The organism is Nocardia cyriacigeorgica, assembly GCF_010868145.1.
In the GTDB taxonomy this organism is placed as follows: domain Bacteria; phylum Actinomycetota; class Actinomycetes; order Mycobacteriales; family Mycobacteriaceae; genus Nocardia; species Nocardia cyriacigeorgica_D.
Window position 1 is genome coordinate 168,248 of sequence record NZ_JAAGUY010000011.1, and the last position, 6,569, is coordinate 174,816.

The window sequence follows — 6,569 nt, forward strand, 5'->3', positions numbered from 1 at the left end:
ACTGTGATCTGAGTCAAATACTGGACCCGATACGGCCGGCGCGAACGGTGTCCTCCCGGTCAGCGGACAGGTTTCGGCGGTCGCGAATCCGCAGGCTGCGCCGTTCCCGGTGAGCGGGAGCGACCGGTCCCGGTGGCTGGGAGGGACGGGCCGATCACGAAGACGAGAGCAGGGCGGTGTCCAGTGCGCAGAAGCTGTGGCAGAGCCGGTTCACGATCTTGGTTCCGTGTTCGGGGTCGAACCAACGGTCGATATGGGCCCAGTGGTACGGATGGGTCATATACGGCCCGGTCAGTCCATCTATATCGGTGAATTCCTGTTCCCAGATATGCGTCCATCCATGTCCGCCGGGGTCGCCCGCACGGCTCAGCAGGGAGGTGCCGATCGCGTGGATGTAGTCGGGCATCGCCGCTGTCTCGGTTTCGAATCGATCCACCAGCGCGCGGTCGGCGTGCGGGTCGACCGCGACCAGCAATACCCGATAGACGCTCGGTGCCGCCGAATGCCGTCCCGGTGTCGGTGTGCCGGTGAAGGTGGCCGTCTCCACGCGTTCGATGGACGGCTCTCGAGACCATCGATCGACGACTTCCTCGGCTGCTCGCCGACCGGATTCGTCGGCGAACCGGAGCCGGACGATGAGGTCTCCGGCATCGATGCCGCCCGGCAGCGTCGCGGCGATCAACGTTCGGCGTGCATGTGGTTCGACGAGGCCGCGGACCTCGGCCGCGAGCTCGTCGCGCCTCGACGGCTCGGTCAGATGAACGAGATGAACGACCTCAGACATCGGACAATCCCTCCACATCCTCGTAGGCGCAACTGGTCGTTCGCCGACGGCTGACGAGCAGATCATCGGCGGTGCGCCACCACGCCGCCACCTCCGGATCCCGGCTCGCACCGAGCCGCTGGCGCCACCACCGCTCGGCGCCGTGCACCGTCCAGCTGACGGTGATCGTGTTCGATTGCTCGTTCAGCCACACCGGCGGGCTGACCAGCACCCGGTCCAATACCAACCCGCGGTCCCGCGCACCCGGTGCGTACTGCCGCAGGTACCTGTCGAGAAATGCCCGCCCCTGTCCGGGCGGGGCCACCATCTCGTCGACGATGTAAATCGCCGGTTCGTCCGCCGTCCCGCTCATCGCGCTCCTCACCAGTGATTCCGGCGCGGGATCGCGCCGGCACCGTGCGATGGTCTGCGGACCGCCCTGCCCCGTGACGCACCGTTCCCGATCAGTGGGAACAGGGCAGGTCACCCGGCCCGGACCGGCTCTACCGTGGCGTCAGGCTCTAGAGAAGGGATGTGGCGATGGTGCATGTTGCGACGGTCGGTGGTCGCCTCGACCTCGAAGTGGACGCGGCCGGGATCCGCGAGTTCGCTGCTGCCACGCGGTCGCGGGCGGCGGCGCACACGACGGCCGACGCACCGGTTGTCCCGCCGACATTCCTGCCGGCACGACTGGCCCCGGCGGGGGAGCCCACCGCGGCTGACCATTGGCCGGGCATTCCGATCGAGCAGGACTACCGCTTCTTCGGCCCACCCCCGCGCGCAGGCGAACGGCTCACCGCGCAGTCGCGGATCGAACGCGTCTACGAAGTACTCGACGACAACGACAGCCCCGTGACCATGGTCGCGATGGTGACCCAGTACTTCGACCCCACCGGCCGCCTGGTCGCCGAATCATGGATGACCGGCACCCGTCCCACCTCGCAGGAGCCCGCATGACCGCCACCACGCCCGCGCCTGCCACATTCGGCCCACTCACCGAAGCCGATTTCGCCCAGTACCTGGACGCTGCGCGTGGCCCGGTGCCCACGACCGACAACGACCCGGCCGCACCGGATTTCACCGCTACTTCGGGCCCGCTTTCGGCGGCGCTGCTTTCCACCTATGCGACCGAGTGGCTCGGCGCCGACACCGTCCGCCGCTTCCGCACCCGATGCACCCGCCCACTGTGGCCGGGGGACACGCTCACCTGCTCGGGATACGTTGTGCAGCAATATGTTCTGGATGGTGAGTCGTGCGTGGATGTCACCTTGGTCGGCACCGATCAGGATGGACGCGTTGCCGTCCGCGCGTGGGCGACGTTCGTGTGCGAATGAATCGCACGAGCTCGTCGACACGGCGGTAGCCGAGGCCGCTACCAGTGACGCGGCGCATCGCTCCGTTCTGCGCGAGCGCCACCGCGCACACGGGGAATGGACCGGGACCGCTTGGCCGAGCCGCTGCGCAGGACGGAGTCGGGCGGCAGGTTTCTGGACCTCGCAGGTCGTAGTCGGGCGCGGCGGTCAGGTGCGGATACTGAGAACACGTTCGACGAAGGCGGCCAGCGGCGCATGCAGTGCCGCAGGCAGATCCCCCAGCCCGTGGGCGTCGATGTGCTGGACACATAGCTCGTTGATGGCGCCGAGCAGCATGGTGATCTCGGCATCGGACAGCTCGGCAATGGGTAACCCCGCCTGCCTGGCATCGGCGAAAGCCTGCTGCAACGCGGCGGTATAGCGAGCGATTGCGGCGGTGCGCGCGCTTCGGATCGCCGGCGTCGCGCCGAGCGGCTGGAACAACAACATTTCGGTGACCTCGGGCGCCAATTGCAGGACGGCCAAGTAGCTGCCGATCATGGTGTCGAGGAGCCGATCGAGGTCCGCGAAGTCGATGCTGTCGCGCACGCCCGCGATAACCAGTTCATTGACCTCGAATGCCGCGAGGAACGCTTCTTCCTTCGACGAGAAATGCTTGTAGAACGTCTTTTTCGACACTTTGGCCGCGTCGACGATCTGCTGGATGGTGGCAGGCCAGTAGCCGTGCGTGGCGACCACATACGCCGTAGCTCCCAATAGACGCCAGCGTTGATCTGTACGGACGTCCTCGCCGGAGAGCCCGCCGTGCCGCCGGGACTCGGGCGACAGCTTGTCCAATGGCACGCCGCTACGCAGCCGTGCCACCAGCTCTGCGAGTCTGCCCGTCGATTCCACGCCCACCTGTTGCGCCTCCATTCCTGCCGACTGTACTGTTCATTGATGGAAACCAGTTGGTTTCCACGCATGGGTGCCCAGTCGTCGAGGAGCGGAAATGCAACGATTCGAATTCGAGGACACCCACGTCGCCTATCTCGAGCGCGGAAGTGGAACGGCGGTCGTATTCCTGCACAACGCGGGTTCATCGCATGTCATCTGGCGCTCGCAGATCGAGGCCCTCGCTACCAGCCGTCAGATATACGCGCTCGATTTGTTCGGCTACGGCGAGTCCGGACGGCCGGGCGACGGCTACTCTCTCGACCGCTACGCCGCCATGATCGAGCGGTTCCTCGACGACCGGGGGATAGCGTCTGCGGCATTCGTCGGGAACTGTCTCGGGTCGGCCATCAGTCTGACCGTTGCGCGTCGCGCGCCGGACCGGGTCGACGCCGTCGTCGCATGCAATCCGTTGACCGAGTCCACCGCACTTGCCGGCGATCTCGGACCACTGGCCCGTCTCGCACGCCACACACCATCGATCGGCGCCACAGCGGTGAGCGCGGTGACGCTGCCGCGCTGGTCGATCGATGCGATCGTCCGGTTCTGGTTCTCCGACGGCAAGGCGTTCGCCGCCGATCGCTCGATCGTGAACGACATCACCCGCTGGCCCGCACGTGCCCTGCTCGGATTGGTCAAAGATTTGAAATCCTATGCAGCACTGGATAAATGGTCGGACGTCGATCGTGACGCGCTGCCGCCGGTATGCACGATCTGGGGTGCGGACAACCGGGTGCTCAGCGCCGAGTCTGGGCGTGTCCTCAATCAGAAGCTACAACCCCACCGCGCGGAGTTCCTCGCGCGGAGCGGTCACGTCCCGATGCTCGAACGCTCGGACGAGGTCACCTCGATCATCACCGAGTTCCTCGACGAGCATGTCCCCGCCGGTGCGACGGAACTCCCGGAAACGGATCGCTCCGGTAGGTAGCTGTCAGGCCGAACCAGTGCGGATGCTCGCCACCGCACCATGGCCCCAGGCTCGGCGAGCCGACGCAGATGTCGTCTTGCTGTGCCCGATACCACCTTATGGCGCGAAACTTTCTCGACCGCGGGATCGGGGGGCCGCCGCCAATGAGCTCAGCTTTCGGTGAGCTTGCGGATCAACTCGAAGGACCGCGCGCGCGCCTCGATGTCGTAGACGAGCGTATTGAGCATGATTTCGTCGGCCTTGGTCTCCTCGACCAGGCCCATGAGCTGGCGACGCACGGTGTCGGGGGAGCCGAGCAGTTGACCGGCGCGGCGCTGGTCGGCGAAATGGCGTTCGCGATCGTTGGCGGGGAAGTCGGCGGCCTCCTCCGGAGTGGGCAGTCTGCGCGGGCGCCCTGACATCAGATGCAGAAACGCCATCTCGCGCGGGCGGGACAGTAGTTCGGCCTGCTCATCGGTGTCGGCGCAGATGGCCGCCGCCGCGACCATGGCATGCGGGCGCTCCAGCTGCTCTGACGGGCGGAAGTTCTCGCGATACAACTCGAGTGCGGCGACGGTGTTGTTCGGACTGATGTGATGAGCGAAGGCGAATCGCACGCCGAGGATGGCCGCGACCTGTGCGCTATAGCCGCTGGAGCCGAGCAGCCAGATCTCCGGTTCGTCGTCCTGGCCGGGCGTCGCGGCGATGCCGTCCGGGCTGGTGCCGCGGAAGTAGGCGAGTAGGGCTGCCAGTTCCTGCGGAAACGACTCCGCCGACAAGCCGTCCTTGGTACGGCGCAGCGCAAGGGCTGTCGCCTGATCGGTTCCGGGAGCTCGTCCTATTCCGAGGTCGATGCGTCCTGGGTGCAGTGCGTGCAGTGTCCCGAACTGTTCGGCCACCACGAGCGGTGCGTGGTTGGGCAACATCACGCCACCGGAGCCGACCCGGATACGGGAGGTCGCCGCGGCGAGGTGGGCCAGCAGCACGCTCGGCGCGGCGCTGGCGATTCCGGGCATGTTGTGGTGCTCGGCCACCCAGAACCGCGAATACCCCATCGCCTCGGTCCGCTGCGCCAGCTCGGTCGTGGCGGCCAGCCCGTCACCGGCGGTGTTGCCTTCCTGCACGGGCGCCAGATCCAGCACGGAGAGTGGGACGTTGATCATGGGGCTCCTTCGCGATTGCGTACCCCCGTTCGAACGCGCGGGTCGCCCGCGGTATTTCGCCTGGCTCATGAATGTGGCCAGCGAGATGGAGGACGCTCTAGAAACTGACCTATGGGTAAATTACGGTTAGGTCAATTGGCTACGATCGTAGATGGTGACCACCCCTACTGAGAGGAGTCCGATGGCAACCGGACGTTTCGGAGCAGCCCTGCTGAACCCGCCCGCGCTCATACGCGCAGCCACGACGCTGCTGCGACCGGGGAGCGGCCAGGACATCGCCGGTAAGACGGTGCTGCTCACCGGCGCGTCATCGGGAGTGGGCAAGGTCGCGGCGCATAAGCTCGGCGCGCAGGGCGCGAACCTCGTCCTCGTTGCCCGTGGTGCGCAAGCGTTGGACGAGGTCCGTGACAGCGTCCGCGCCGCGGGCGGCAAGGCCGAGGCATTGGCCTATGACCTGGCCGACGGCGACGCCATCGAATCCCTCGCCGAACAGGTCGGCGCCGAATTCGGGGCTGTGGACGTTCTTGTCAACAACGCGGGCCGTTCGATCCGGCGCCGCGCCGACGACGCGACCGACCGGTTCCACGACTACGAGCGAACCATGGCCCTGAACTACTTCGGCGCAACCAGGCTCACCATGGCGTTGCTTCCGTCGATGCTCGATGCGCGCCGCGGGCACATCATCAACATCGCCACCTGGGGTGTCGCAGCCGGATCGATGCCGATGTTCACCGCGTACCACGCCTCCAAGGCTGCGCTCGGTGCATTCGGCAGGAGTCTCGGCGCGGAGACCCGACGTCACGGCGTGCACGTCACCACCATCGGATACCCGCTCATTCGTACAGAGATGATCGCGCCGACTGCCAAGTACGACGATGCCCCCGCATTGTCGGCCGACGCGGCCGCCGAGTGGATCCTCACCGCCATCCGCACTCGCCCGGTCGAGCTCTATCCGCGGTACGCCAGGCTTCTCCAGGCGATCGGCATGGCGTCGCCGCGGACCGTGGATGCGCTCGTCTGGCGCATGGGGATCTGAGGTCGGGAGGGCCCGAAAAGATTGATCTTGGTGTCCTGAGTCACATTCGTGTGATCCGCACCGTTTTCGGGCCCCGCCCAAGGTCGCTGACCAGCGGAAACATGATGGCGACGTGAGGATTTGACGTAGCGTTGTCCGGCACGTAACTTATTCAACGTCAGAGCGACACGGACACCGACCCGGAGCCCACAGGGCCTGGGAAACGAGGTAGGACGAGGAGCGCCTGACAAGCCGGTCGAAGAGCGGATTTGACTCTGAGCCACTGATCGGTAAGCTAGAGAACCTGCCTCACTGAAGCTCCTAGTCGAACACTAGGGCGGATGTTTGTGCGCCTGTTCTTTGAGAACTCAATAGTGTGTCGATGAATGTCAGTGCCAAATAATATATTTGGTTCCGGCCTCTCATACCCCCGTGTGTTGAGGTCGGACATTTAGTCAGCAAATCTTTTTGCTGG

General features: G+C 65.7%; 8 protein-coding genes. 4 read left to right on the forward strand and 4 right to left on the reverse strand.

Translation table 11 applies throughout. The features are described from left to right. Positions 1-154: 154 nt before the first annotated feature. On the reverse strand, positions 155-784 hold the full coding sequence (locus tag GV792_RS15670; RefSeq protein WP_163824836.1) for a Dabb family protein: 630 nt from the start codon (positions 782-784) through the stop codon (positions 155-157). Further along, positions 777-1,136, reverse strand: coding sequence for a hypothetical protein (locus GV792_RS15675; RefSeq protein ID WP_163824837.1), 360 nt, complete (start codon positions 1,134-1,136; stop codon positions 777-779). The genes GV792_RS15670 and GV792_RS15675 overlap by 8 nt, the downstream gene beginning before the upstream one ends. A gap of 167 nt (positions 1,137-1,303) precedes the next feature. On the opposite strand from GV792_RS15675, the gene GV792_RS15680 reads away from it, so the two are divergent. Beyond that, on the forward strand, positions 1,304-1,720 hold the full coding sequence (locus GV792_RS15680) for an FAS1-like dehydratase domain-containing protein (RefSeq protein ID WP_163824838.1): 417 nt from the start codon (positions 1,304-1,306) through the stop codon (positions 1,718-1,720). Beyond that, a complete protein-coding gene (locus GV792_RS15685) occupies positions 1,717-2,097 on the forward strand; it encodes a hypothetical protein (protein ID WP_163824839.1) in 381 nt (126 codons plus the stop codon). The genes GV792_RS15680 and GV792_RS15685 overlap by 4 nt, the downstream gene beginning before the upstream one ends. A 186-nt stretch (positions 2,098-2,283) precedes the next feature. On the opposite strand, the gene GV792_RS15690 is transcribed toward GV792_RS15685, so the two are convergent. Then, positions 2,284-2,991, reverse strand: coding sequence for a TetR/AcrR family transcriptional regulator (locus tag GV792_RS15690; protein ID WP_163824840.1), 708 nt, complete (start codon positions 2,989-2,991; stop codon positions 2,284-2,286). Positions 2,992-3,067: 76 nt separating this feature from the next. Here GV792_RS15690 and GV792_RS15695 point away from each other — a divergent pair, with 76 nt between their 5' ends. Continuing rightward, entirely contained in the window at positions 3,068-3,937 is an 870-nt protein-coding gene (locus GV792_RS15695; RefSeq protein WP_163824841.1) for an alpha/beta fold hydrolase, read from the forward strand. Positions 3,938-4,086: 149 nt separating this feature from the next. Here the strand turns inward: GV792_RS15695 and GV792_RS15700 are convergent, their stop codons facing one another. Continuing rightward, positions 4,087-5,079, reverse strand: a complete 993-nt coding sequence (locus tag GV792_RS15700; RefSeq protein ID WP_163824842.1) for an LLM class flavin-dependent oxidoreductase — start codon at positions 5,077-5,079, stop codon at positions 4,087-4,089. Positions 5,080-5,260: 181 nt separating this feature from the next. Here GV792_RS15700 and GV792_RS15705 point away from each other — a divergent pair, with 181 nt between their 5' ends. Next, positions 5,261-6,115, forward strand: a complete 855-nt coding sequence (locus GV792_RS15705; protein WP_163824843.1) for an SDR family oxidoreductase — start codon at positions 5,261-5,263, stop codon at positions 6,113-6,115. The last annotated feature ends 454 nt before the right edge of the window (positions 6,116-6,569 follow it).